Here is a 25,905-nt window from a genome sequence, read left to right as displayed (position 1 = left end):
TCGTTTCAGTCGTCGGTGTCCTGCGGCGGGAGCGCCGCGATGAGGGGATGGTCGAAGCTGCTCGGTCCGAAGCCGGCCGCACCTCCGGGTGAGCCGATGTCGGCGAAGAATTCGACGTTCGCCGTGTAGTAGGACTCCCATTCCTCGGGGACGTCGTCTTCGTAGTAGATCGCCTCGACGGGGCACACGGGTTCGCAGGCGCCGCAGTCGACGCATTCGTCGGGTTGGATGTAGAGACTGCGTTCGCCCTCGTAGATGCAGTCGACGGGGCACTCCTCGATGCAGGCCTTGTCCTTCACGTCGACGCAGGGCTGCGCGATGATGTACGTCATGGGGTCCTTGTCATGGTCAGGGCGGAGAGGAAGTCGGCCGGGTTGACCTCAGTGAAGGCCCCGGCGGCGTACGGGCTCAGGCGCACGACGTCGCCGACGACGACGACCGCGGGGTTGCGGACTCCGCGCCGGGCGGCTTGGAAGGCGATGGTCTCCAGGGTGCCGACGGTGACGCGCTGCCCGGCGCCGTAGCCGTCTTCGATGATGGCGACCGGGCAGTCGCCGCCGCGCTCCCCGCCGGCGAGCACCATCGCCGAGTGCGCGAGGGTGCCGATGCCCATGAGGACGACGACGGTGTGGTCGCGTCCCCCGCCGAGGCCGGTGAGCTGATCGTGGCCGGTGATGACCGTGTACGCGGTCGCGAGGCGGCGGTGGGTGAGCGGGATGCCGGCGACGGCGGGCACGGAGTTCGCGCTCGTCACCCCGGGCACGACACGGGCGTCGATGCCCGCCGCGTGCAGGTGGGCGAGCTCTTCGCCGCCGCGGCCGAAGACGAACGGGTCGCCGCCCTTGAGACGGACGACGCGACGACCGGCGCGAGCCTGTTCGACGAGGATCTCGTTGATCCGCTCCTGCGGCACCGGGTGGTGTCCCGGGTTCTTGCCGACGTCGATGATCTCGGCCTCCAGGGGTGCTCCCCGCTCCGCGGTGAGCTCGTCGATGACGGTGCGCGCGCCGAGGCGGTCGGCGACGATGACGTCGGCAGCCTCGAGGGCGCGCAGCCCGCGGACGGTGAGGAGGTCGAGCGTGCCCGGTCCGGCGCCGATGAGGAGGACGCTGCCGGGAGCGAAGTCGGTCGTCCTCATGCTCCTGCCTCCGTCGGGGTCTGCTCCGCGGGGGTGTGGATGCCGGCGGCGACGGTCGCCCCGGTCTGCGGGTCGATGACGAGGAAGCCCCCGGCCCGGCCCTGCTCGCGGAAGTCCGGCAGCGGCAGCGCGGTGCTCAGGCGCACCGTGGCTGTGCCGATGTCGTTGCCGGCGAGCACCTCGGCGGGTTCGGAGTCGTTCGTCGTGAGGTTGCGTCGGGAGTCGATCGTCACGATCCCCTTGACCGTCGACGTGCCCGCTTTGACGAGCACGCGGTCACCGGTGCGCAGGCCCGCCGCGGTGAAGGGGAAGACCTCGGCGCGCAGGGTCGTGCGCGCCGGCGGCAGGGACCCGGCGGCGGCGAGCACGCTGCCGCGGGCGGTGTCGATGTCGTCGGCGAGCCGCAGCGCCACCGACAGGGGCGCCCCGGCGGTCTCGCGGGAGCCGTCGGCGGTGTCGATGCCGACGACGCGGGTGCGCATCCCGGCGGGGTGGATGTCGATCTCATCGCCGACGCTGATCCGCCCCGAGGTGATCTGCCCGGTCACGGCCCGGTAGTCGCGGTAGGCTTCGGCGTCGAGTCCCGGGGCCAGTCCGCCCTGGGGGCGCAGCACCGACTGGACGTCGAGCCGGAAGGGCTCGAGGTCGGCGGTGTCCTCCTCGATGCTCGGCAGGGTCTCGAGCAGCTCGAGCAGGGAGGGACCGGAGTACCAGGGGGTGTTCGCCGAGGTGGTCGCGACGTTGTCCCCGGCGAGCGCGGAGACCGGGATGAGGTGCGCGGTGTCGAGGCCGATCTGGTCGGTGATCTCCTCGACCTCGCGGGCCACCTCGGCGAAGGCGTCCGCATCGTAGCCGAGGAGGTCGATCTTGTTGATCGCGACGATGACGTGGCGGATGCCGAGCCGGTGGACGACGGTGAGGTGGCGACGGGTCTGCTCGGTCGCGCCGTTGCGGGCGTCGATGAGGACGACGACGGCATCAGCGGTCGTCGCGCCCGTGACCATGTTGCGGGTGTACTGGACGTGTCCCGGGCAGTCGGCGAGGATGAACGAGCGCCGGTCGGTCGCGAAGTACCGGTAGGCGACGTCGATCGTGATGCCCTGTTCGCGTTCGGCGCGCAACCCGTCGGTGAGGAGGGCGAAGTCGAATTCGCCGCCGACGAAGCCGCGTTCGGCGCTCGTGGCTGTGACCTGCGCGAGCTGGTCGGCGAGGATCGCCTTCGCGTCGTGGAGGAGGCGGCCGACGAGCGTCGACTTCCCGTCGTCGACGGACCCGGCGGTCGCGAAGCGCAGCAGGGTCTTCGTGGTGGTGGGGGCGATGGTCGTCATCAGAAGTATCCGTCCTTCTTCCGGTCCTCCATGGCGGCGGCGGAGATCCTGTCGTCGGCGCGTGTGGCGCCGCGTTCGGTCACGGTGGTCACGGCCACCTCGGCGACGACGGCGGCGATGTCGGCGGCGTCGGATTCGACGGCGCCCGTGCAGCTCATGTCCCCGACCGTGCGGTAGCGCACGGACTTGGTCACGACGGGTTCGTCCGCGCGCGGGGCGGAGAACTCTCCCGTCGCCCACCACATGCCGTCACGGTGGAAGACTTCGCGGTCGGCGGCGTAGTAGAGGGGCGGAAGGTCGATGCCCTCGCGGGCGATGTAGTTCCACACGTCGAGTTCGGTGAAGTTCGAGATCGGGAACACGCGGACGTGTTCGCCGGGCACGTGACGGCCGTTGTAGAGGTTCCACAGCTCGGGCCGCTGGTTGCTCGGGTCCCACTGGCCGAACGCGTCGCGCAGGGAGATGATGCGCTCCTTCGCCCGGGCCTTGTCCTCGTCCCGGCGGGCCCCGCCGAACACCGCGTCGTAGCCGCCGGCGGCGATCGCGTCGATGAGCGGCTGGGTCTGCAGGGTGTTGCGGGTGCCGTCGGGGCGTTCGCGCAGCCGTCCGTCGTCGATGTAGTCCTGGACCTTCGCGACGGTGAGTTCGAGGCCGAAGCACTCGGCCGTGCGGTCGCGGTAGTCGAGGATCTCCGGGAAGTTGTGCCCGGTGTCGACGTGGAGGAGGCCGAAGGGGATCTTCGCCGGCCAGAACGCCTTCTGGGCGAGGTGGAGGACGGTCACGGAGTCCTTGCCGCCGGAGAAGAGGAGGACCGGCTTCTCGAACTCCGCGGCGACTTCGCGGATGATGTGGATGGCCTCGGACTCGAGGACGTCGAGGGTCGTCGGTGCCTGGTGGTCGATGCTCATACGTGCAGCCCGCATTCTGTCTTGGAGAAACCTGCCCAGCGTCCGGCCCGGGGGTCCTCCCCCGGGGCGACGGGACGCGTGCAGGGCTCGCACCCGATCGACGGGTAGCCCTGGGACATGAGTGGATTGACCGGCACGCCGAAGGCGCCGGCGTAGTCGAGGAGGTCGTCGAAGGACCACGCGGCGACGGGGTTGACCTTGATGAGGCCGTTCTTCTCGTCGAACGTGATGAGCGGGGTGTTCGCCCGCGTCGGCGCCTCATCACGGCGCACCCCGGTGAACCAGAGTTCGTAGCCGGACAGGGACTTCTTCAGGGGCGCGACCTTGCGGCGGGCGCAGCACAGGCCCGGGTCGCGGGCGAAGAGCTCGGCCCCGAATTCGGCATCCTGCTCGGCCACGGTCTGCTCGGGGAGGACGTCGACGATGCGCACATCCATCGTCCGGGCCACCTCGTCGCGGGTCTCATAGGTCTGGGCGAAGTGGTAGCCGGTGTCGAGGAAGAGGACGTCGACGCCGGGCATGTACTGGGCGACGAAGTGCGGCAGCGCGGCATCGGCCATCGAGCACGCGACGGCCGCGGCCCGGGTGTCGACGTTCCGCGAGACCCAGCGGATGACGTCGGCGGGGGCGGCTTCGGCCACCCCGTTGTCCGGGTCACCGGCGAGCTCCCGGTTCCCCGCCTCGGCGAGGGCACGGAGATCATCGAGGGTGCGCGTGCTCATACCAGCTCCTCATCGTCGACGCGGTGCGCCCATTCGGAGAACGTCTCGGATTCGCCGCGGCCGTCGAGGAAGCGGCGCACGAGCTTCTCGACGTAGTCGCTGAGGTTCTCCGCGGTGACCTTGAGTCCGCGCACGGTGCGGCCGAGGCCGGCCTCGTCGCGGTCCTGCGAGGCCAGTCCCCCGCCGACGTGGACCTGGAAGCCGGGCTGCTGGGTGCCGTCCTCGGTGGTGACGAGCTGACCCTTGAGGCCGATGTCGGCGGTCTGGATCCGGGCGCACGAGTTCGGGCAGCCGTTGAGGTGGAGGCTGATCGGGTGGGGCAGGTCGATGCCCGCGAGACGGGCCTCGAGCTGCGCGACGGCATCGGCGGCGGTCTGCTTCGTCTCGACGATCGCGAGCTTGCAGAACTCGATGCCGGTGCAGGCCATCGTCGAGCGGCGGAAGAGGTCCTTCCGGCTCGAGAGCCCGAGGGCGTCGAGACCGGCGACGACGTCGTCGATGTCGTCCTCTGCGATGTCGAGGAGGAGGATCTTCTGGTGCGGGGTCGTCCGCAGCCGGGTCGAGCCGTACTTCTCCGCGAGGTCGACGATCTGCCCGAGCAGGGTGCCCGACGCCCGACCGGCGATGAGGCTCACCCCGATGTAGTACTTCCCGTCGGCCTGCCGGTGCACGCCGACGTGGTCACCGGCCGTCAGCGGCTTGTCCGGGGCGGGACCGTCGGCGAGTCGGTAGCCGAGGTACTCGGTCTCGAGGACCTCGCGGAACTTCTCCGGACCCCATTCGGCCATGAGGAACTTCAGGCGCGCCTTGTTCCGCAGCCGGCGATACCCGTAGTCGCGGAAGATCTCCGTGACGCCCAGCCAGGTCTCGACGACCTGGTCGGGGGCGACCCAGGTGCCGAGGCGCTCGGCGAAGCGGGGCACGGTCGACAGGGCACCGCCGACCCAGAGGTCGTAGCCGATGCCGTGTTCGGGGTGTTCGACGGCGACGAACGAGCAGTCGTTGATCTCGTGGACGACGTCCTGGCTGGGGTGACCGGTGATCGCGGTCTTGTACTTGCGCGGCAGGTTCGCGAGGCTCGGATCTCCGATGTAGCGACGGGAGATCTCCTCGATCGCCGGGGTCGGGTCGATGAGCTCGTCGGCGGCGATGCCGGCCACCGGCGAGCCGAGGATGACGCGCGGGACGTCCCCGCAGGCCTCGGTCGTCTGCAGACCGACCGCTTCGAGGCGGCGCCAGATCTCCGGGACGTCCTCGATGGCCACCCAGTGGAGCTGGATGTTCTGCCGGTCGGTGAGGTCGGCAGACCCGCGTGCGAAGTCGTTCGAGATGTCGGCGATCGTCCGCAACTGCTCGGTCGTGAGCTTGCCGCCGTCGATGCGGACCCGGAGCATGAAGTACTCGTCCTCGAGCTCGTGCGGTTCGAGGGTGGCGGTGCGGCCGCCGTCGATGCCGGGCTTGCGCTGGGTGTAGAGACCCCACCAGCGGAAGCGACCGTGGAGGTCATCGGGGTCGATCGAGGCGAACCCGCCCTTGGCGTAGATCTCCTCGATCCGGGCGCGGACGTTGAGGCCGTTGTCCTCGGCCTTGTCGACTTCGTTCTTGTTGAGCGGTTCGTGACCGTCGATCTTCCACTGTCCGTTGGACTTCTTCGGTCGCGCTGCGGCCTTGCCTGCGGGCTTTGCGCCGCGCTGCTCCACATCTGTGGACATAGCCAACTCCCCATGCTGGTGCGATTGCTTGGTCAGTCACGCTACAGGCTAACAGAATTGCTCAACAAATTAGGATGGCCAAAGCCCGTCATGTTTCGACATATGACGGTCCGCGACAGCGGAAGACGTTTCCTGATCCGGGGCTTGACGCAGCCTCAGAGGACTGCCATCATGCGGTCGCGCACGATGTCGACGAGCAGCGGCGAAGCTGGTGAAGTGCTGTGAAGCAGGGGGTCGGCGAGGCGTCCGCCGGCACCGCCGACAAGGCGCGTCGCGAGGTCGTCGAAGTAGCCGGGGGCGAGGAGGAGGTTGGCGACGACGAGGCGCTCACCGAGGTGGCTCTTCTGCTCAACAATGTCACGGAGATTGTCGTGTTCTCCGGCGAGGAACGCCGTCTGCACGGGCCGGCCGAGGCGGTCGGCGAGCAGGCGCCCGACCGCTCGGCTCGCGTCGTTGGCGCGCTCGTCGCTCGAGCCGGCCGCGACGAGGACGACCTCGTCGTCGGCACCCAGGGACCCCACACGCTGTGCGAGGAGTTCCGCGAGCCGCGGGTCGGGCCCGAGGGTGCCGGCGACGCGGATGTCGCGCACCGCCGTGGACGCGGGACCGGTGCCGTCCGGGAGGACATTGTCCGGGGCGGAATGGTCCGGGGCGGGGCCGCCTGCGGCGGTGACCGCCTCGGCGAGGTCGACGTGGACGTGATACCCCGGGGAGAGGAGAAGGGGGACGAGCACGCTCGGTCGGTCGGCGGGCAGACGGCGGAGCACCTCGGCGACATCCGGGGTCTGCACGTCGACGTGCCCGAGGATGACGGTGTCGGCGATCCCGCGCTGCCGCACGTCGGCGGCGACCGCCTCGGCGAGGGCGGTGATGACCGCCTGCCCTTCCGGGGACGAGGTGCCGTGGGAGATGAGACCGAGCGCAGGGGTGGGCATCGTCTCATCGTGCCAAGCCGGGACTCGCGCGGTCAACGCCGACGTCACACAGTGTCGTCGGCGCACTGCGTCGTGGTCGCACAGTGTCGTCGGCGCACTGCGTCGTGCGGTGGTTGCGTCGGGTCGGACACCGATGTCGCAGAATGCGCACATCGTCAGGCCCGCGGGTGCGGGGTGCCGCGGCGAGAATGGCGTCAGACCCACCCCGTCACCCCACTCGAGGAGTCCCGATGTCCCCCATGCTCACTGCCCCCGGCACGGCTGCCAGGATGCGCACCGTCGTCGCCGCGTCCGTGTTGGCGCTCAGCCTCGGCCTGTCCGGCTGCGGAGCCGGTGGGGATCGCGACGCGCCTGCCGACGGCGCGCCATCCTCGGCGGATCCGAGCGCAGCGGAGTCGACCGCGCCGAGTTCGTCCGAGCCGGGGTCGTCGGAGGCGGCACCGTCGGAGTCGACGGAGGCGGCTCCGTCGGAGGATGCCTTCGCCGACTCCGCCCGCGCCCAGTCGTGGGCGAGCGACGAGGGGATGGACATCGACGCCGACGGCAACGGCACGATCCCCGCGGCCTCCCTCGAAGCCGATCTCGTCGATCTCTTCAGGAACAAGTTCGACCTCGAGGTCGAGAAGGCCACGTGCGACACGGACATGGAGGTCTCGGCGTGGAGCGGCTTCGAGCCCTGTGACGTCGTCGTCAAGGATATGACGTACTTCGGCACGGTCGAACTCATCGACCACAAGGATGCGATGGTGAAGTACGAGGTGCTGTTCCCGGGACTCAACAAGGACGACGTGAGCTTCTAAGCTGGGAGTGGTTCGCGCACCGAGTTTGTTCGAAAAACACCCTGATATGCGAATATAGGCTAGAGTAGCTCCATGTCACGTCAACGGGCGAGCACCGACAAGGTGCACGGACAGATCCGCGCCGACATCCTCGGCGGCGTCTTCGCGCCCGGACAGAAGCTCAAGTTCGCCGATCTCGGGCAGCGCTACGGTGCGAGCGTGAGTGCGATCAGGGAGTGTCTGACGCGGCTGACGGAGCAGAGGCTCGTCGTCGCCGAGCCCATGGTCGGCTTCCGCGTCATGCCGCTGACGGCCGAGGATCTCTGCGATCTCACCGACACCCGCATCGACCTCGAACTCCTCGCCCTGCGCGGGGCGATCGAGCACGGCGGTGTCGACTGGGAATCCGATCTCGTCGCCGCCCATCACCGCCTCGAGCGCACGCCGATGACGGCGCCCGATGCGCCGCGGACGATGTCCGATGAGTGGGAGCAGGCGCATACGGCCTTCCACGCGGCCCTGCTGGCCGGTTGCCGACGCCCCCGACTGCTCGCGATGACCGAGTCGCTGCGGGATGCCACCGCTCTCTACCGCCGCTGGGCGGTGCAGCGGGAGCCCAAGCGCGACGGCATCGACGAGCACCGTGCGATCCTCGAGGCGGCGCTGGCCGGCGACGTCGACGCCGCGACCGAGGCGCTGCGCGCGCACTATGCGACGACCGCGGAGATCCTCTCCGAGGGGCTCTCGTCCCCTTTGCCCCGCACCCAGGGGTGAGCGGCGGTTTCTCGGGCACACGAATGGGCGCGCCGCCGGATCCGCGACGCGCCCGCTCGTCAGTTCGCGGGGACGGTCTCCTCGTTGGCCTCTTCAGCCTCCGCCTCGGCGCGGTTGCGCTGCGACCACACGATGAACGCGGTCGCAGGCACCGCGGCGAGAGCGAGGGAGGCGAGTCCGCTGGCGACGCCGTACCTCTTCGTCAGCCCGAGCGCACCGTCGACGGAGTACTCACCGGGCCCGGTGAACCCGAGGACCCCGGCACCGGCGGCGTAGAGCAGCGGGAGTTCGTACCCGCCCTTCATCGCCCACAGGCCGTTCTTCGCATTCACCGAGGCGGCCACGGCGAGGGTGCCGCTGACCATCGCCGCACCGAGCGGCGTGCCGGCCCCGAGGAGGAGCATCCCGGAGCCGACGGACTCCGTGGTCGCGGCGAGCTTGACCATCGACTTCCCGGGGACGAAGCCCCACTTCTCGAACATCGGCGCGGTGCCCTCGGGTCCGCCCCCGCCGAAGAGCCCGAAGGCCTTCTGCGAGGCGTGCCCGAGGATGAGTCCGCCGACGACGCCGCGCAAGAGCAGCAGTCCTGTGTTCATGGTGTCTCCTAACGGTTGAGCTGCTGGTGGACAGGTGGTGCGGTCAGCGGGAGAGGATTGCGGCGGCGGCCTCCCGCAGGGCGGCCGCCGGGTCGGCGACCATGTCCGGGGCCCGCCACCCGATGTAGCGGTCGGGCCGCACGAGCACGGCCCCGCCGTCGCCGACCTCGCGGGCCCTCGCCCACGCGCCGTAGGCGTCGTCGATGTCCTCACCGCGACCGATCGACCGGATGCGCAGCGGGATGCCGAGGTCGGCGGACACCGCCTCGGCGGCGGCCTCCCACGCCTTGCCGCCGATCCCGGTGAGCAGGGTGAACTCCCCGCCGCCGGTGAGGTCGAGGGTCGAGACCTTCCGCCCGTCCGCAACGACCCATACGTGCGGCAGATAGGCGCCAGGCCACGTCGTCGGCTGGTAGTAGAGCTCGGCATCGCGGGTGTAGGCGGGCATCGGCTCACCGTCGGTGACGGCCGCCGTCGACACGTAGCGCTGACCGAGCTCCACACCGTGGGCGTTGAAGTGGTACTCGTTCTGCGCAAGCACATCGTCGAGGTGACTGCGGCTCGCCGCCCCGGCCGGGGTGTCGCTGAAGAACTCGTCGAGTGCGGCCTGCCCTTCGGCATCGGTCTGCCCGATCCGGCAGCCGAAGGCCGAGGGCACCTGTCCGAAGGCCTGCACACTCGCCAGGGCCCGGTCGACGACCTGGCGGCCGACGGGCCGGCGTTCGGCGTCATACGTGTCGAGCAGGTCGGGTCCGGCGAGGCCGGTGACGACGTGCGCGAGCTTCCAGGCGATGTTGTACCCGTCCTGCACCGAGGTGTTGCTGCCGAGGCCGTTGGCCGGCGGGTGCCGGTGGGCGGCGTCCCCGGCGAGGAAGACGCGTCCGCGGCGGTAGGTCGAGGCGACGAGGTGGTTCATCTGCCATTCGCTCACGCCCTTGATCCGCACGTCGACGCTGGGATCGCCGATGACCTTGCCGATGCGCTGCTGCAGTCCGTCCTCGCTCGTGTCGATCGTCTCCGTCTCGGGGTCGTAGACGACGATGAGCACCCATTCGGTCCACGGTCGCACGGTGACGAAGGTGCCGGCCCCGAGCCAGAAGTCACGGCCGGGCTGGATCGTGAAGAAGAGCGCTCCGGGGCGGTGTGCGCGATACTTCTCGAGGTCGGCTTCGATCCAGATGTTGATCGCCGAACCGAGACCGGTCTCTCCCTCGAAGGGGAAGTCGAGCTCCTCGGCGATGAGGCTGCGACCGCCGTCGGCGGCGACGACGTACTGCGCCCGCACGAGGTAGTGCTCACCGGTCGCACGATCGAGCATCTCGGCCTCGACGTGGTCAGCGGTCTGGCTGATCGCGACGAGCTCGGTGGAGAACCGCAGGTCGCCGCCGAGGTCCTCAGCCCGCCGGCGCAGAATCGGCTCGAGGTCGTGCTGGCCGATGTTGCACATCGAGCTCGGGCTGGCGTTGGCATAGTCGGCGCGACGTGCCGGTCCGCTCCCCCAGGCGTCCATCCGGGCGAGCTCACGGCCGGCGACGCTCGTGGCGAAGACGTTCGTGCCCATGCCGTCTCCGGGCAGGGAGGCGGCGAGCACCTCGTCCTCGATGCCGAGGTCGCGGAAGATCTCCATCGCCCGCTGGTTGGTGATGTGGGCCCGCGGGGTGTGCGCGGTGCTCGGGAACTTGCTCACGGTGATGGCGTCGATGCCGTCCCTGGCCAGGCACGCAGCGGCGGTGAGCCCGGCAGGGCCGGCGCCGACGACGAGGACATCGGTGGTCTCGATTCGCATGGTGGTCGTCTCCTGCCGCTCAGATCGTGTGCATCGCGGAGTCGACGACGAGGTTGGCGGCGTTGATGCCGCGGTTGTCCATGAGCGCGAAGGACGCATCGACGATGTTGTCCGGGGTCGGCAGGCGCTTGCCGGGGGTGCGCTGGCGCGCGGCCTCATAGGCGTCGGCGCGCACGGGGTCCGCGTTGTCGACGGCGTCCGTGCCGCCGACGACCCCGGGCGTGATGACATTGACGCGCACCGGTGCGATCTGCACGGCCAGGGAGGTGGCGAGGCCGACGACTCCGGCGTTGGCCATGGAGATCGTCGTCGAACCCGGGAACGGCCGCCACATCGACAGGCCGCTGAACATGAGGACGGATCCCTCGGCGGCGAGCTTCGGCAGAGCGTAGTGGACGCTCGTCGCATAGCCGACGTTCTTCATCAGCGAGGTGTGGGCGCTGTCGTCGGGTCGGAAGTCCCTGATGTCATTGTTGTCGCGGTCGAGGGCGACGAGGACGAGGTGGTCGATCGGCCCCTCGACGGAGTCGAAGAAGGCCTTGAGCGACGCCCAGTCGGTGAGGTCGCAGACTCCGTGGCTCGCGTTCTCCCCGAGTTCGGCCGCGCGCTCCGCGTTGCGCTGCGGGTCCCGACCGGTCACCGTGACCCGGTCCCCGCGGGCCACGGCGGCGCGGGCGATCTCGAGCCCGAGGCCGCGGGTGCCGCCGATGACGACGATGTGCTCATTGGTGGTGCTCTCCGGCATGATGCCCTCCTGAGTCGACTGCGTTGTCGCGTGACATCAGTTCTACACGAGAACTTTCGAAGCCTCAAGATTTTTTCGAATATTCTCATGACAGGCCGGGATGATGGGGGTTCGGTGAGGGATCGCTGCGCGGCTCAGGCGGGAGTCGCGGGGGCTGGGTTGTCAACGGCCCCGGGAGCGTTCGCGGCGTCCCACCAGTCGAGGACGCGCAGAGCCTGGAGGGTCACCCATTTCGACGGTTCGCCTGCGGGGGCGTCGACGTGGAACCAGACGTCGCCGGCCAGCCGGTGTCCTTGCAGCCACGTGCCGTCGAGCTGGCGCTGGTCCCGGATGCGCTCGATCGCGTCGGCCAGACGCGGGTCCGGCCGCGTCCCGTCGGTGAGCGCGACGTCGCGGAAGTAGTCCGCGGCGGCGAGGATGCTGTAGTACGCGCGCCGCGGATGCGCGAGACTGAACGCGTTCACCGAATACGGCTCGCCGGTGCCCAGGCGCCGGTAGAGCTCGCGTGTCAGCAGATACTCCTCCCCCGCGGCACGCGCCTGCGCGACGCGTGCGACATCACCGGTGCGCTGCTGATAGTCGAGGAGAGCGACGAGCGCGTTGAGGGTCGAGTGGAAGGACGACCGAGTCGAGCCCTCGACCCATTCGCAGTTCCACCCGCCGTCGTCGAGCTGATGGTCGAGGAACCACTGAGCGATCCCGTCGACGTCGGCTCCGAGCCACAGACCGTTCGACAGGGTCCACGCGTTGATGCACACGTCGACCTCCCCGCCCCAGTAGGGCAGGTCCTCATACTCCCACCGCACGGATACGAGCTTCTCCGCGGTCCCGGCGAGCACCTCGGCGTCGATGCCCCATTCGCGCAGGTCCTTGAGCGCCCACGTCGTCGCTGTCCACGGCTGCGGACCCTCGCCCCTGAAGCCGGCGGGGAAGAACGCACCCCCGGCCCACTGCCCGTCGGAGTCCTGCCGCGCGAGCAGGTCGCGCCCGAACCCCTCCGTGGCGACCCGGGCCCGGGTGGCCTGCCAGGTGTCCTCGTCGGCTCCGAGGAGGTCGCGCTCGACCTGCCAGCGCAGCGCCGGATCGGAGTCGAGCAGCCAGTCCCTCATACGTGTGTCGATCATCGTCGATCTCCTCCGCAGTCGGCTCGCAGCCCACTTCAGGCTGCGAGTCCCGCTCACGGCCATCAGCCTAGTCCCGGTGGCCCCGGGCGTCACAGGGTCGGGCGCGCGACATCGGCGGCGAGCACCCCCGGCCACTCAGCGAGGTCGGCCGGTGTCCGGGCGATGATGAGCTCGGAGTGCGGAAGCACGGCGTGGAGCGCCTCGGCCGTGGAGAGCGGATGGGCGGGGTCATCGGCCCACGCGAGGATCGTCGTGCGCGTCTCCACCCCGGCGAGCGCCTCGGTGGCGGGCAGGTCGCTGGCCGCGGCCCCGCGGAGCACTGCGGGCAGGAGACGTTCGGGAACCTGCGGAGTGGTCTCCGGTGCGTCGGCGAGCGCAGGGGGTCGGACGGCGCTCGCCCCGACGGCCAGGTACTCGGCGAAGCCGCCGCCGGCGACGAGGTCGGCCGCTTCGAGGTAGACCTCGGCCTGCGCCGGACGCGTCTGCCAGGCCGTGGGCGGGACGACGAGGGTGAGACCGGAGAAGCGCCGCGGGTCGGCCACCGCGGCGTGGAGGAGGGTGGCGGCGCCCATCGACGGGCCGACGCCGTGAACCGTCTCCCCGGGGAAGTGGAGGCCGAGAAGCGTGAGGAGGTCGACGGCCAGACGGGACCAGCGATAGTCGATGGCCGCGCTCCGGCCGGTCGATTCCCCGTGGCCGCGCGCGTCATAGCGCAGCAGACGGGTGCCGCTGAGACCGACGCCGAGGTCGAGGTGGAGCACGCGGTCGCGAGCTCGCGACGACGTCAGACCGTGGAGTTGGACGACAGCTCGTCCGCCCTCGTCGCTGAGCTCGGCGGCGATGTCGGCACCGTCGACGGCATGTCTCGACATCACGGACCAGACCTCCCCACCTGCGGCTCCCTGCCGTGGCTCTCACGTTAGAGTAGCGACATGCGTTTGACCAACGTGTCTCACCTCAACCTCCCGTTCGGCCGCCTCTACGGCTACGACGTCGTGACCGGGCCGCTCGGACGCAGGCGCCCGATCTCGTTCGACCAGCAGCGGCATGTGGCCGCCGGAGCGCGCCCCGGATCGTGGATGGCGCTCTCGCTGCGCCTGCCCGGCGATGTCGACCGCGATGCTCTCGCCGTCGCCTGGTGGGCGGTCATGCAGCGGCACGGCACCCTGCGCACGGCGTTCTTCACCGATGACGACAACGAGGTGGGTCTGGCCGAGGTCGAGCTCCTCTCAGGGCGCTGGCGTGAGCATGCGATCGCCCAGGGCGAGGCCGTCAACAGCGCCCTGCGCAGCGTCCTCGATGAGGCGTGCACCCCGTTCGCCCGGCCCTCCCACCGCCTCTGCGTGCTCGAGACCGCGGCCGGGTCGACCGTCATCATCGGGGCCGATCATGCGCACGTCGACATGTGGTCGATGCTCGTCATCGCCCGCGATCTCCTCTCCGCGCTCTCGGCGATCGCCGTCGGCGAGGACCCCGATCTCGGTCCTGCCCCGGCGTTCTACGAGCACACCCTGGCCCTGTCCGAACCGGGACCCCCGCCGGAGCGGGTGAGCTCCCGGTGGCGGGAGATCCTCGAGGCCGGTGGTGGCTTCATGCCCCGCTTCCCGCTCCCCCTGGGCGACTCGACCGCGCACCTCGAGCGGGTCGTCGTCCGCGATGTCTTCGACGTCCACTCCTCGGCGGCGTTCTCCGCCGAGGCCCGGGCCGAGGGTGTCTCGACGCTGACCTTGGCGCTCTCGGCGATGGCGGAGATCACCCGCGAGGTCGGCGGAGGCCCGCTGCGCGCGGTCTTCCCCGTCCACAGCCGGTATGAGGAGCGCTGGAACGACGCCGTCGGCTGGTTCATCACGAACTCGGTCCTCGAGATCACCGACCCGGCCCCGCGGGCGAGCGCGGCAGCGGTGCGGGAGGCCATCGACCTCGGCTCCCATCCCCTCGCCGAGGTCCTCGCACCGTGGGGCGGCATGCCCGAGGCCCCGGGGATGTTCGCGATCTCCTGGCTCGACCTGCGCAGGCTGCCGGTGCGCATCGACTCGACGGGACTCGACGCCCAGTACGTGGGCGCGACGATCCGCACCGACGGGGTGATGCTGTGGTTCATCCTCGACGAGAACGGCCTCCACCTGCGCTGCCGGTACCCCGATTCCGAGCAGGCCCGTGCCAACGTCGGCGGGTGGCTCGATGCGCTCGTCGCCCGGATGCAGGACATCGCCGCGACCTCCTCAGGCGACGCCCTGCGCGTGGCCGGCGAGGAGTTCCGCGTCTCACGGGCCCGCCGCGGTGACGTGCCCGCGATCCTCACTCTCCTGGACGGCGATGCTCCCGGCGCCGAGGTGCTCGACCGGCTCCATGCCGCGATCACTCGGGATCGCGCCCACTATCTCGCCGTCGTCCGCGATGAGCGCGCCGAGGTCGCCGGGACGATGCAGCTGACGTTCGTGCCGGGGTTCTCCCACGGCGGGGCGCTGCGACTGGAGATCGCCGGGTTCCGCGCCCGTTCGTACGGGCTCGGGGAGGCGATGCTCGCGTGGGCGCATGAGCAGGGCCGCAACCGCGGAGCCGATGTCGCGCAGATGACGACGGAGGTCGATTCGGAGCTCGTCACCGCCCTCGGCTACACGCCCGAGCAGGGCCGGTTCGTTCGCCGGCTGGCCGGTGACGACGATGGGTGACTCCGATCCTCGCCGAGGCGGTCCCCGGCTCCTGACCTCAGCCGACGGTTCGCGGTCGGTCAGGACACTGACGACACGGCCCGGGCGCTCCTCGCGCACTCGGCTCGAATCCCTGGCGACGCGGCTGTCGATCATCGCGTTCGTCGTCGTCGCGGTCGGAGTGGGCGTCTCGATCCGCGGTGAGACCATTCCGCTCGGCGGGGAGGACTCCCTCGGCGCGCTGACGGGATGGTGGACGGCGCTGACGGCGGGACTGGGATTCGGCCTGTCGTATCTCCTCGCCGGCCGGCGGAAGGAGCTGGCGTGGCGACGACGGCTGCCGCTGGTCAAACGCGCCCTCGATCTCCTCGCCCTCACCTCGGCGGTGGCGCTCGTCGCCAACATCGCGATGCACGCGATCTTCCAGGTCTTCCAGCTCGGCTTCCTCGGCCTCGAAGTCGACTGGCTCGGCGGGGCCGCCCTGGCCGGGGCGGCCGCCTCGGTGATGACGTACTTCGCCGTGGTCATCGGCGATGACGTGACGAGCGTGGTCGTCGTCGGTCTCGTCGTCACCGGGCTGTTCATGGGCACGCTGGCGTCGATGATCCAGTCCCCGGAGGCGACGTGGTGGCAGTTCCACTTCTCGCGGCTGGGCAACGACACCGGCGTCAACGGGTATCAGTTCAACGTCTCGCTGCTCATCACCGGTCTGCTGCTGACGACGCTGGCGAACTTCATCGGCCGCGACATCGACCTCGGGCTGCGGCACCGCGGCATCCGGGAGCCCGGGCGCGTGACCGTGCTGACGTGGGAGTTCGCGGCGATCGGGATCTGCATGATCGTCGTCGGGATGGTGCCCGACGCCGTGAACTTCCCCGTGCACGTCAGCGCGGGGGCGGGGATGGTCGCAGCCTTCGTCGCGTTCTTCCTCACCCTGCTCCGGATGGTCCCCGGTCTCCCCCGCGACTTCACGGCGACGTCGTTCACGGTCATCGCCGCGATCGCGGTGGCCATCGCGCTGTGGGTGCCGCTGGGCTACTACAACCTCACAGGCATGGAGACGATGGCTGCCGGAGTGCTCTTCGCGTGGCTCTTCCTGCTCGCGCGGATGACGCGCGCATATGCGGAGCCGCCGGTGACGGCTTAGACTCACGCCGCGCATTCAACCTCTCGCCGCTCGTTCAACTCTTGCCGTGATCGTCACTGCTTCGGCGACTCACCGGCCGCTCATTCAACACTTGGCATGAATATGTCGCCTTCGGGGTCCAGTTTTTAGCGCCAACTGTTGATCGAGCCTGTTGCGTATCGGGGAAGCTCGAAGCAGGGGCATGAAAGAGCCCCTCACCCGGATCATCATCACAGGTGAGGAACCAATGGACTCCATCGATGTTGCTGGAATGGACGACTCTATTCGGGGACAGCACCGAAAGTGAACGCAGTATCGCCATCGTTCGCGTCGGATCCAGACAAGCGGATGAGATCCGTCTTCCTCGGCGTGTCCAACGATGTGAACGGTTCGCCTTCGAGTTCGACGAACAGTTCTACGCGGCGCCCTCTCTCGTTGTTGCTGATCCAGTCGAGGACTTCGTGGAGATCTCTGGCATCTGCGAGCACAAACGCTTCGAGGTTCCACGCTTCTGTCCCGGACCGCTCCCAGAAGTTGACGCGGTAGGTCGGCGAGTCATCAATGCACGCCCCTTCAGAATGAACAGTTTCGTCTGCTCTCATCTCATTCCGTTTCATTCGACTGGTGCGAAGGTGACGGTGATCTCTTCGCTTACATCATTGGTAGCAGATTGTGGGTTGCCCATCTTCCCACAAGCCACTCAAGCGCGGGGTGCTCTTCGCGTGGCTCTTCCTGCTCGCGCGCATGACGCGCGCATATGCGGAGCCACCGGTGACACCTTAGACTCGCTGACGGGCTCGGCAGACTCGCGCACGTGGCCGAGGCCGCCTGCCTGAACCGCCCGTCCTCACTCCTGGAGCGCACTGTGCCAGATTGGCTCGTCATCGTCCTCTCGGTCATCGCGGGACTGCTCGTGCTCTGGATCGCCCTCATCGTCACCCTGTGGGTCCAGCAGCGGCGCCTCGGCAGGACCGTGAATTGGCGGGAGATCGTGCGGCTCGTCCCCGACGTCGTCCGCCTCATCAGGCGTCTGGCCGCGGATCCGCAGACACCGACCGGCACACGGTGGATGCTCGGCGGGCTGCTCGCCTACCTGCTGCTGCCGATCGACCTGGTCCCCGACTTCATCCCGGTGCTCGGGTACGCCGATGATGCGATCTCCGTCGTTCTCGTCCTGCGCTTCGCGATCCGCCATGCGGGCATGGAGAGTATCGAGAAGCACTGGCCCGGCACCGAGGCGGGCCTGCAGAGCCTGCTCACGCTGACGAACGCGAAACTGCAGAGGTAGGCGGGCGTCCGGGTTAGCGATCGGGTGAGCGAACAGCCACGCGAACGGACGAAGTCGCGTGTGAACGGACGGCCGGGCCGCACTCCGCACCGGTATCCCGCCGCTCGTTCAACACTTGGCGTGTTCATCACCGCTCCGGCGACGCCGCGGCCGCTCATTCAACAGTTGGCGTGAAAATCGCGCCTTTGGGGACGACATTTTCACGCGAACTGTTGATCGAGGGGCCGCCCTGTCGATCGAGGGCCGCCCGGGACGCCGGCCCGCTCCCCCGCTCGGCGGTGGCCGAGAATTGAAAACGCCCCCCACCCGGAACAATCTCCCAGGTGAGGGGCTTATCGAGTAGCGCGGGGGAGGCTCGATCTCCCGACCTCACGATTATGAGTCGTGCGCTCTAACCAGCTGAGCTACCGCGCCTCGAATCAAGCGCCGCGGTTTTCACGCGGCACGAGAGCCCCGAAAGGGAATCGAACCCTTGACCTTCTCCTTACCATGGAGATGCTCTGCCGACTGAGCTATCGGGGCAACAGGTAAGAATTTACACGGGTTTGCGCGACCGGAGCAAATCCGTCCCCGGTGACCTCACTCACAGGCAGCTTCGCCCACGCCCGTCCCCGGCTCGCGCCGGAACCGCAGTACCATCGGGGCCGCCGCTCGAACCCGCTCGGACGCCTACTTCACAGGGTCGAACCGACCCGCGAGGAACCCCTGGAGCCGGCCCGGATGGTTCGTGATGATCCCGTCGACCTCGGCGTCGAGGAGTTCCCGCCACTCGTTCATCTCATCGGCCGTCCACACGAACACCCCGAGGTCGTTGTCCCGGATCTCCTTGACGATCGACTTCCGCAGCGAGAATCCCCTGAACGACGGATTGATCGCCACCGCACCGAGGCTGCGGGCCGTGGCGATGTCCTCGGGCCGGGGCACCATGCGCAGGAGGAACCGGGTGACCATCGGCAGCAGGTCCCGGCATGTGGCCAGCGTGTCGGTGTTGAACGCCTGGACGACCATGCGATCGGCGGTGCCGGTCTCGACGACGAGTTCGGAGATCCTCGCCACCGCCCCCGGCGACCACTCCCCCTTGAGCTCGAGGAGGAGTTCGCCGCCTCGGTGCTGGATGTCGCGCATCACCGCCGCGAGCGTCGGGATCCGGATGCCCATGAACCCCGGCCCCATCCACGAACCCGCGTCGACGAACGAGAGCTCCTCAGCCGTGAGCTTGACGACCGGGCCCTTGCGGTTCGTCGTCCGGTCGAGGTCGGGGTCATGGAGGATGACCGGGACCCCGTCGGCACTCGTCGAGGCGTCGACCTCGATGAAGTCGACGTCGAGCGCCCTCGCCGCATCGACGGCGGCCAGACTGTTCTCGGGAACGACGGCCGAATATCCGCGGTGGGCGATGACGAGCGGGCGCGTGCCGGAGCCGGGTCGCTCGGTGATGCCCCGCTCGCGCAGGAACTGGAGAAAGCTCATGCCTCCACCCTAATTCCAAAGCAGTCATGCCACGCACGCGAATCGGAGAACATCGCCGGTCTTGCATTCTGGATACTCAGTGCTCTATCCCCGCCGCCCAGGAGTAACGTACGCTTCTGAGAATCGGTGAACATCTCGGAATCCGGGATGGCGATTCTCCGATCCGACACCGCACCACCGCAGTCCGCAACCGCTCCACCACCCTGTCGCTTGACGAAAGGTTCGCCATGGAGGCCATCTTCGCCGCCACGATCCTCCTCGCCTTCATCGCCCTCGGCGAGTTGGTCTCGATCTGGTCGAAGGCCCGCATTCCCAGCCTGCTCGTCGCGATGCTCGGCGTCTTCATCTTCGCGAAGATCGGCATCGTGCCCGAATCCGTCGTCGACGACTCGATGCTCGTCCAGATCTACACGATCCTCGTCGCCCCGCTGCTCTTCCACATGGGCACGCTCATCCCCCTGCGCATCATGCTCAAGCAGTGGCGTTCGGTCATCATCGCGGTCTCCGGCATGCTCGTCGCCGTCCTCCTCATCCTCGCGATCGTCGCGCCGCTCTTCGGCTTCGAGACATTCGTCGCCGGGTCCGGCCCGCTGGCCGGCGGCATCGTCGCCACGAGCCTGACGACCGAGGGCCTGACCGCCGCGGGCGCCGCCTCGTCGATCATCGTCCTCCCGGCGCTCGTCCTCATGCTCCAGTCGCTGCCGTCGATGCCGCTGACGAACTTCCTCCTGCGCCGGTATGCGACGAAGCTGCGCGACAGCGGCGAACTCCACGAGATGGCGCTGGCCCACCACGAGGAGGAACAGGAGGCGGCGACGAAGAAGAAGCTCATCACCCTGCCGTCCTACCTCGTCGACAATCAGCTGTTCATGCTCTTCCTCATCCTCGTCGGCGGTTCCCTGGCCACCCTGCTCGCGATTCCCACGCAGATCCCGTCGTCGATCCTCGCACTCATCCTCGGCATCCTCGCCACCGCGATCGGGCTGTCCCCGGACAGGGCGATGGAGCGCTCGAACTCTTTCGGCATCGCGATGGCCGGTGTCATCGCGATCGTCATGGCCCCGCTCGTGACCGCGTCCGTCGAGGACGTCCTCCGCGCCTTCCTGCCGACCGTGACGATCCTCGTCGTCGGCGGCGCCGGCATCGTCATCGGCGGATTCATCGCGACGAAGCTGCTGCGCTGGCGGGCGCCGCTGGGCATGTCCGTGGCCCTGACGGCGATGTACGGCTTCCCCGCCGACTACCTGCTCACCAATGAGGTCGCCCGGTCGATCGCCCGCGACGACGATGAGAAGGAAGCCCTCCTCAACGTCATGCTCCCGCCGATGCTCGTCGGCGGATTCACCTCGGTGAGCGCCGGGTCCGTCGTCATCGCCAGCGTCCTCGTGGGTCTGCTGTGAGAGATCTCCTCGCCGAGGCGGCCGTCCTCCTTCCCGACCTCACCGCGCTGCGGCGCGACTTCCACGCCCACCCCGAGGTCGGTCTCGACCTGCCGCGGACGCAGGCCGCGGTGCTCGAGGCGATCGCCGACCTCGACGTCGAGGTGACGACGGGAACGGGAACCACCTCGGTGGTCGCCGTCCTCCGGGGCACCCACCCGGACCGCGGTGCCGATGCACCCGCGGTCCTGCTGCGCGGGGACATGGACGCCCTGCCGCTCACCGAGGCGACCGCCGAGCCGTTCGCGGCGACGAACGGGGCGATGCACGCATGCGGTCACGATCTTCACACCGCCGGTCTCGTCGGAGCGCTGCGCCTGCTCGCGGCACACCGCGACGAACTCAGAGGCGATGTCGTCGCGATGTTCCAGCCCGGCGAGGAGGGGTTCAACGGGGCGTCGGTGATGATCGACGAGGGCGTGCTCGACGCGGCCGGGTCACGGGCGATCGCCGCCTTCGGCGTGCACGTCAACACCAGTGAGCGCGGGATCGTCTCGACGAAGCCGGGGACCCTGCAGGCCGGGTCGAGCGTCCTGCAGGTCACGGTGCACGGTCGCGGCGGGCACGGTTCGCAGCCGACCCAGGCCGTCGATCCGGTGCCGGCGCTCGCGGAGATCGTCACCGGCCTGCAGACCATGGTCACCCGGCGCGTCGACCTCTTCGATCCCGTCGTGCTCACGGTCACGCAGCTGAGCGGCAGCGAGGCGGTCAACATCATCCCGGAGCAGGCGTCGCTGGGGGCGACTGTGCGCACGCTCTCGCAGGCCTCGCTGGAGACCGTGCGGGATCAGGCGACGCAGCTGGCCACGGGCATTGCGGCCGCCCACGGGTGCACCGCCGAGGTGGACTTCGAGGTCCAGTATCCCGTCACCGTCAACGACGCCGCCGAGACCGCGTGGGCTGTCGACCGGCTGCGCGACCTCCTCGGCGACGATCGGGTGCAGGTGGTCGCGCAGCCGATCATGGCGAGTGAGGACTTCTCCTTCGTCCTCGCCGAGGTGCCCGGGACGTACATGATGCTCGGTGCCGGGCGCACCGATGTGCCGGCGGAGCAGCAGGGCGACAACCACTCCCCGTTCGTCATCTTCGACGACACGGTGCTCACCGAGCAGGCCGCGATCCTCAGCCACCTCGCGATCACGCGGTTGGCCTAGGGTCTGGTCTCCGGCGCCCGACTCAGCGCTTCCGGCGGAGACGCCACCAGCGAGGTCGTCGGCGTCCGGGCTGATCAGGGTCGATGTGCTCCTCGGCGGGGGCTGGGTCCTCAGCAGCGGCAGAGTCTGCTGCCGCAGCTTCGGCTGCCGCGCGCAGTGCGGTGCGGCGCTGTCGCCAGGAGACCACCTCGGCGTCGATGTCGCGGGGCGGGGTGAAGACCGGGGGGCCGGTGCGGAGGTCGAGGACGGCTTCGCGCACCCGGGCGTTGAACCCGGTGAGATAGTCGCGGACATCCGACTCCTTGGCGAATGCATCGAGCGTGTCCTCGAGGACGGCGCTCTCCTTGCGCAGCTGGAAGGCGGCGGGGGCGACGCCGCTGATGTCCTCGGCGTCGAGCTTCTGCTTGATCCACCAGTCGGGGTCCTCGGAGCTGTGGAGACCTTTGAGCGGCTTGCCCATGCCCGGCAGGTTGTCGAAGTCGCCGCGTCTGACGGCCTTGTCGATCGCCGATTCCGCGACCGCGTCCCGGTCGGCGAGCGAATTCATCCGCCGAGGTGGTTCCTTCGCTCCCATCGCTGCCCCCTCCACTGTGGTGCTCTCCACGGTAGTGGGGGGATCCGGGCGTGACAATGCGGGTCCCCCGATGTCGGTGTCATGACAGAACCGGGCGGGAACGCCACAGGGCCCGATGGTCACGCGTTTCCGCTGAACATCGGGCCCTGTGAGTCTGCGTGGATCAGGCGCTGACGGGATCGCGCGGAGCCCTGTCGGTGACTGCTTCGGACACCTCCATCGCGCGAACATCGGCCTGACCCTTGAAGCCGCGCAGACGAAGGCTGTTGCTGACGACGAACACGCTGGACAGCGCCATGGCCGCGCCGGCGAGCATCGGGTTGAGCAGACCGAACGCAGCGAGCGGGATCGCCGCGGTGTTGTAGGCGAAGGCCCAGAACAGATTGGTCTTGATCGTCCCAAGCGTCTTCCTCGCCAACCTGATCGCGTCTGCCGCTGCGCGCAGGTCCCCGCGCACAAGGGTGATGTCGGCGGCTTCGATCGCCACATCGGTGCCGGTGCCCATCGCGAGCCCGAGGTCGGCCTGAGCCAAGGCTGGAGCGTCGTTGACGCCATCGCCGACCATCGCGACTACCTTTCCCCTCTTCTGCAGATCGGTCACGACATCGACCTTGTCCTTGGGCAGAACCTCAGCGAAGATCTCGTCGATGCCGACCTCGGCAGCCACCTGCTCGGCAACCGCCCGATTGTCGCCGGTGAGCAGGACCGGGGTGAGACCGAGTTTCCTGAACTGGGAGACGGCTTCGACGCTCGTCGGTTTGATCCGGTCGGATACGACGATCACCCCGCGCGCCGCTCCATCCCAGGCGACGGCGATCGCTGTCTTGCCTTCTGCTTCGGCCTTCCGCTTCGCTTCAGCAAGGCGACCGTCAAGGCGCACCGACCAGTCAGCGAGCAGACTCTCCCGTCCGGCGACGATGGCATGACCATCGACGATCCCTTGGACTCCGCGCCCCTCGACGTTGCCGAACGACTCCGGCACGGGGAGCTCACCGATCTCCGATGATGCACCCGCCGCGATCGCCTGGGCAATCGGGTGCTCAGAGGCGCTTTCGAGGGCACCGGCGAGACGGAGCAGCTCAGATCGCTCGACCCCGTCGGCGACGTACGCTCCGGTCAGCGTCATCTTGCCGGTCGTCACCGTCCCGGTCTTATCGAGGACGATGGTGTCGACCTTGCGTGTGGACTCGAGAACTTCGGGACCTTTGATGAGCACTCCCATCTGAGCTCCCCGTCCGGTTCCGACGAGCAGTGCTGTGGGCGTCGCAAGCCCCAGAGCGCACGGGCACGCGATGATGAGCACGGCCACTGCGGCGGTGAACCCGGCCGCGAGTGGGAATCCGGCTCCGATCCAGGCACCGAGAGTGACCACGGAGATGCCGATCGCGACGGGAACGAACACCCCTGAGACGCGGTCGGCCAGGCGCTGGACTTCGGCCTTGCCCGACTGGGCGTCTTCGACGAGCTTGGCCATCTGTGCCAGCTGCGTATCGGAGCCGACGCGGGTGGCGCGCACGACGAGTCGGCCTCCCGCGTTGACTGTGGCACCGGTGACCGTGTCGCCCTCAGTGACCTCGACGGGCACCGATTCTCCGGTGAGCATCGAAGCGTCGATCGCCGACCGCCCGGACACGATGACTCCGTCGGCACCGATCTTCTCGCCGGGGCGGACGACGAACTCGTCGCCGACTTCCAGCTCCTCGATCGGGACGCGCTGCTCCTTGCCGTCGCGGAGAATCGCGACGTCTTTAGCCCCAAGTTCGAGGAGGGCTCTCAAAGCGGCTCCTGCGCGTCGCTTCGATCGTTTCTCGAAGTAGCGGCCGAGGAGGATGAAGGTGATCACTCCCGCGGCGACTTCGAGATAGATCGAGCTGAGCCCGTCGGATCGGGAGATCGTGAATTCGAAGGCGTGGGTCATCCCTCGGTCGCCAGCCGTGCCGAAGAACAGGGCGACGATCGACCACAGAAGTGCCGCGGTGGTGCCGACCGAGATGAGGGTGTCCATCGTTGCCGTACCGTGCTTGAGATTCATCCAGGCCGCACGGTGGAACGGCCAGCCTGCCCAGATCACCACGGGAGCGGCGAGCACGAGAGACGCGAATCCCCAGTAGTCGAACTGGAGTGCCGGAATCATGGCCAGAGCAATGACGGGCACAGCCAGAACCGCTGAGGTGAGCAAGCGGTTCCGCAGTGACCGCAGTTCTGCGTCCTCGACTGACTCGGGATCCTCACCAGGAGCATCGCTGGAACCCTCGGCTCTGGGAGCCGGCATCTTCGCGGTGTATCCGGTCTTCTCGACTTCGGCGATGAGCAGCTGCGGGTCGTACCCGTCGGGCGTGGTGACACTGGCCTTCTCCGTCGCGTAGTTGACGCTGGCGGTGATGCCCTCGAGCTTGTTGAGCTTCTTCTCGATGCGGTTCGCGCAGGATGCGCAGGTCATCCCTCCGATCTGGAGTTCGACATCCTGGCCAGCGGCCGCGGAGGCCTCAGTTGTGCTCATCGTCATCACCGTCACTCTGCGAGTTGAGAGCATTGTCTGCTCGTGGAAGGGACACCGTGGAACCCTCGTCGCCGGCATCGAGGACGAGGGGTGCAGAACGCACCGTTCCGTCGATCTGGAAATCGAAGTACAGCAGGTACCGTCCAGCCGTCGGGACGTTGGCCATGAAAGTGACGTCGGGGCCGGACAGATCGTCCGGGTCCGGCTCTTCGCCTTCTGGGTGCACGTGCATGTACGCCAGGTCGCCCTCGCGCAACGCCACCAGGTGGCCGAATGCACCGAGATACGGTTCGAGGGCTGTGACTGGTGCGCCCCCGTCTGTCACGCTCAGTGTCAGAGCGGAATTCTGCCCGGGGATGAGGTCACCGGCGACTGAGACCTCATAACTGTCGACGTCGCTGGTCGTGACCTCTGTCTCGGCCGGAGCAGCAGTGAAGTCCCCGTTGACGGAGACTGTGGTCGACAGGGTCAGACCGTCCCCTCCCGCGGGCACGAAATCAGCGAAGACTCGGTATTCTCCGGCTTCGTCCCATGACCATGGGATCGTCCACTGCCCGTTCGGGTCCATCGTCGGATGGACGTGACGGAACTGCTGGCCATCGGCGCGCACGACGATGAGGTGGAGCTCCTTCTCGTGCTCCCTCTCGAAGTCTGTGACGACCTGACCGGTGGTGTCAGTCACCGTCAGAGCCAGTTGACCCTCACTGCCGGTCTCGGTCGGGGCTGTCACCCCGGCGATGGCAAAGCCGTTCTCAGCCTGACTCAAGCCCATCGCCATGCCCGCACCGGCATGGTCCATCCCTTCCATTCCCCTGTCTCCATTCATGTCAGCACTCCCTGCTTCATCGTCGCTGTTCATCTCGGCATGGTCGCCGGATCCCTTCGTCCAGTCGTCGACGACTTCCTGCGGTACAACGGCGTTGGCCGTGACCGAGGCGGCGCCGAAGAGGACGACGAGGCCGACGCCGAAGAGCGTCAGTTTCACCGGTGCGCGCATCAGACCCTCCTCGTTTCGCTGTCGCGCAGCCGAACTCTGCACGCTGTTGCGTCAACGCCAGTCTGGTCATTCCCGCCACGTGGCCAGCGGCCCTTCTTCGGTGCAGTGATCTCCATTGTGGGCACCCGTCTCTCCCTTCGCTCGGTTCATGGATACTAT

Annotated in this window: 24 protein-coding genes and 2 tRNA genes; 7 read left to right on the top strand and 19 right to left on the bottom strand. The window is 68.5% G+C overall.

The genetic code is table 11. The annotated features are described in order from the left end of the window. Positions 1-5: 5 nt before the first annotated feature. The 7 genes from fdxA to FFS20_RS08735 all read right to left on the bottom strand — a co-directional run bounded on the left by fdxA (position 6) and on the right by FFS20_RS08735 (position 6,743). Positions 6-332, bottom strand: coding sequence for a ferredoxin (gene fdxA, locus FFS20_RS08765; protein WP_137825468.1), 327 nt, complete (start codon positions 330-332; stop codon positions 6-8). Beyond that, positions 329-1,138, bottom strand: a complete 810-nt coding sequence (gene cobA / locus FFS20_RS08760; RefSeq protein WP_137825467.1) for a uroporphyrinogen-III C-methyltransferase — start codon at positions 1,136-1,138, stop codon at positions 329-331. The genes fdxA and cobA overlap by 4 nt, the downstream gene beginning before the upstream one ends. Further along, a complete protein-coding gene (locus FFS20_RS08755; protein ID WP_137825466.1) occupies positions 1,135-2,466 on the bottom strand; it encodes a GTP-binding protein in 1,332 nt (443 codons plus the stop codon). Before FFS20_RS08755 ends, cobA begins: the two co-directional genes overlap by 4 nt. After that, complete coding sequence (cysD, locus tag FFS20_RS08750) at positions 2,466-3,374, bottom strand: sulfate adenylyltransferase subunit CysD (RefSeq protein ID WP_171007033.1); 909 nt, start codon at positions 3,372-3,374, stop codon at positions 2,466-2,468. Before cysD ends, FFS20_RS08755 begins: the two co-directional genes overlap by 1 nt. Beyond that, positions 3,371-4,096, bottom strand: coding sequence for a phosphoadenylyl-sulfate reductase (locus FFS20_RS08745; RefSeq protein ID WP_137825464.1), 726 nt, complete (start codon positions 4,094-4,096; stop codon positions 3,371-3,373). The genes cysD and FFS20_RS08745 overlap by 4 nt, the downstream gene beginning before the upstream one ends. Next, positions 4,093-5,808 carry a nitrite/sulfite reductase gene (locus FFS20_RS08740; protein ID WP_137825463.1) on the bottom strand — a complete coding sequence of 572 codons (1,716 nt, stop codon included), beginning with the start codon at positions 5,806-5,808 and terminating at the stop codon, positions 4,093-4,095. The genes FFS20_RS08745 and FFS20_RS08740 overlap by 4 nt, the downstream gene beginning before the upstream one ends. Positions 5,809-5,963: 155 nt before the next feature. Continuing rightward, on the bottom strand, positions 5,964-6,743 hold the full coding sequence (locus tag FFS20_RS08735) for a CbiX/SirB N-terminal domain-containing protein (protein ID WP_137825462.1): 780 nt from the start codon (positions 6,741-6,743) through the stop codon (positions 5,964-5,966). Between the two features lie 230 nt (positions 6,744-6,973). Here FFS20_RS08735 and FFS20_RS18100 point away from each other — a divergent pair, with 230 nt between their 5' ends. Together FFS20_RS18100 and FFS20_RS08725 are read left to right on the top strand one after the other, a co-directional pair. Further along, positions 6,974-7,543 (top strand): hypothetical protein, encoded by a 570-nt coding sequence (locus FFS20_RS18100; protein ID WP_212743310.1) that lies wholly within the window; start codon positions 6,974-6,976, stop codon positions 7,541-7,543. Between the two features lie 72 nt (positions 7,544-7,615). Next, entirely contained in the window at positions 7,616-8,296 is a 681-nt protein-coding gene (locus tag FFS20_RS08725) for an FCD domain-containing protein (RefSeq protein ID WP_137825461.1), read from the top strand. 59 nt (positions 8,297-8,355) lie between these two features. Here the strand turns inward: FFS20_RS08725 and FFS20_RS08720 are convergent, their stop codons facing one another. From FFS20_RS08720 to FFS20_RS08700, 5 genes are all read right to left on the bottom strand, one after another. Continuing rightward, on the bottom strand, positions 8,356-8,892 hold the full coding sequence (locus FFS20_RS08720; protein WP_137825460.1) for a DoxX family protein: 537 nt from the start codon (positions 8,890-8,892) through the stop codon (positions 8,356-8,358). A 43-nt stretch (positions 8,893-8,935) separates the two neighbouring features. Further along, positions 8,936-10,678 carry an FAD-dependent monooxygenase gene (locus tag FFS20_RS08715; RefSeq protein WP_137825459.1) on the bottom strand — a complete coding sequence of 581 codons (1,743 nt, stop codon included), beginning with the start codon at positions 10,676-10,678 and terminating at the stop codon, positions 8,936-8,938. Positions 10,679-10,697: 19 nt separating this feature from the next. Beyond that, positions 10,698-11,423, bottom strand: coding sequence for an SDR family oxidoreductase (locus FFS20_RS08710; RefSeq protein ID WP_137825458.1), 726 nt, complete (start codon positions 11,421-11,423; stop codon positions 10,698-10,700). A 134-nt stretch (positions 11,424-11,557) separates the two neighbouring features. Continuing rightward, positions 11,558-12,547 carry a squalene cyclase gene (locus FFS20_RS08705; RefSeq protein WP_137825457.1) on the bottom strand — a complete coding sequence of 330 codons (990 nt, stop codon included), beginning with the start codon at positions 12,545-12,547 and terminating at the stop codon, positions 11,558-11,560. 89 nt (positions 12,548-12,636) lie between these two features. Continuing rightward, the gene (locus FFS20_RS08700; RefSeq protein WP_137825456.1) at positions 12,637-13,419 is read right to left on the bottom strand and encodes an alpha/beta hydrolase; all 783 of its coding nucleotides are present in this window, start codon (positions 13,417-13,419) and stop codon (positions 12,637-12,639) included. A 60-nt stretch (positions 13,420-13,479) separates the two neighbouring features. On the opposite strand from FFS20_RS08700, the gene FFS20_RS08695 reads away from it, so the two are divergent. Both FFS20_RS08695 and FFS20_RS08690 read left to right on the top strand, forming a co-directional pair. Beyond that, entirely contained in the window at positions 13,480-15,219 is a 1,740-nt protein-coding gene (locus FFS20_RS08695; protein ID WP_137825455.1) for a condensation domain-containing protein, read from the top strand. Continuing rightward, positions 15,212-16,345, top strand: coding sequence for a DUF998 domain-containing protein (locus FFS20_RS08690; RefSeq protein WP_137825454.1), 1,134 nt, complete (start codon positions 15,212-15,214; stop codon positions 16,343-16,345). Before FFS20_RS08695 ends, FFS20_RS08690 begins: the two co-directional genes overlap by 8 nt. A gap of 260 nt (positions 16,346-16,605) precedes the next feature. Here FFS20_RS08690 and FFS20_RS08685 read toward each other — a convergent pair whose 3' ends face one another. After that, a complete protein-coding gene (locus FFS20_RS08685; protein ID WP_232623869.1) occupies positions 16,606-16,926 on the bottom strand; it encodes a hypothetical protein in 321 nt (106 codons plus the stop codon). A 263-nt stretch (positions 16,927-17,189) separates the two neighbouring features. Here FFS20_RS08685 and FFS20_RS08680 point away from each other — a divergent pair, with 263 nt between their 5' ends. After that, on the top strand, positions 17,190-17,612 hold the full coding sequence (locus tag FFS20_RS08680; RefSeq protein ID WP_137825453.1) for a DUF1232 domain-containing protein: 423 nt from the start codon (positions 17,190-17,192) through the stop codon (positions 17,610-17,612). Between the two features lie 340 nt (positions 17,613-17,952). Here the strand turns inward: FFS20_RS08680 and FFS20_RS08675 are convergent. From FFS20_RS08675 to FFS20_RS08665, 3 genes are all read right to left on the bottom strand, one after another. Continuing rightward, positions 17,953-18,026, bottom strand: a tRNA-Met gene (locus tag FFS20_RS08675). Between the two features lie 35 nt (positions 18,027-18,061). Continuing rightward, positions 18,062-18,134 (bottom strand) — tRNA-Thr (locus FFS20_RS08670). Between the two features lie 147 nt (positions 18,135-18,281). Next, positions 18,282-19,082: a glycerophosphodiester phosphodiesterase family protein gene (locus tag FFS20_RS08665; protein ID WP_137825452.1), complete on the bottom strand. Its 801-nt coding sequence runs from the start codon at positions 19,080-19,082 to the stop codon at positions 18,282-18,284. Positions 19,083-19,309: 227 nt separating this feature from the next. Between FFS20_RS08665 and FFS20_RS08660 the strand changes: the two genes are divergently transcribed. Both FFS20_RS08660 and FFS20_RS08655 read left to right on the top strand, forming a co-directional pair. Continuing rightward, entirely contained in the window at positions 19,310-20,482 is a 1,173-nt protein-coding gene (locus FFS20_RS08660) for a hypothetical protein (protein WP_137825451.1), read from the top strand. Continuing rightward, positions 20,479-21,675 (top strand): M20 family metallopeptidase, encoded by a 1,197-nt coding sequence (locus FFS20_RS08655; protein ID WP_137825450.1) that lies wholly within the window; start codon positions 20,479-20,481, stop codon positions 21,673-21,675. The genes FFS20_RS08660 and FFS20_RS08655 overlap by 4 nt, the downstream gene beginning before the upstream one ends. 22 nt (positions 21,676-21,697) lie before the next feature. Here the strand turns inward: FFS20_RS08655 and FFS20_RS08650 are convergent, their stop codons facing one another. The 3 genes from FFS20_RS08650 to FFS20_RS08640 form a co-directional block, all read right to left on the bottom strand. Continuing rightward, positions 21,698-22,249 carry a DUF1992 domain-containing protein gene (locus tag FFS20_RS08650; RefSeq protein ID WP_137825449.1) on the bottom strand — a complete coding sequence of 184 codons (552 nt, stop codon included), beginning with the start codon at positions 22,247-22,249 and terminating at the stop codon, positions 21,698-21,700. A gap of 163 nt (positions 22,250-22,412) precedes the next feature. Beyond that, complete coding sequence (locus FFS20_RS08645; RefSeq protein WP_137825448.1) at positions 22,413-24,749, bottom strand: heavy metal translocating P-type ATPase; 2,337 nt, start codon at positions 24,747-24,749, stop codon at positions 22,413-22,415. After that, entirely contained in the window at positions 24,736-25,608 is an 873-nt protein-coding gene (locus FFS20_RS08640) for a heavy-metal-associated domain-containing protein (RefSeq protein WP_181365657.1), read from the bottom strand. Before FFS20_RS08640 ends, FFS20_RS08645 begins: the two co-directional genes overlap by 14 nt. Positions 25,609-25,905 lie beyond the last annotated feature (297 nt).

Origin of the sequence: Brevibacterium sp. 2SA, assembly GCF_005502845.1 — a bacterium.
Lineage (GTDB): Bacteria > Actinomycetota > Actinomycetes > Actinomycetales > Brevibacteriaceae > Brevibacterium.
The sequence above is the reverse complement of the archived record's forward strand: the minus strand, read 5'-3'. Positions and strand labels throughout refer to the sequence as shown.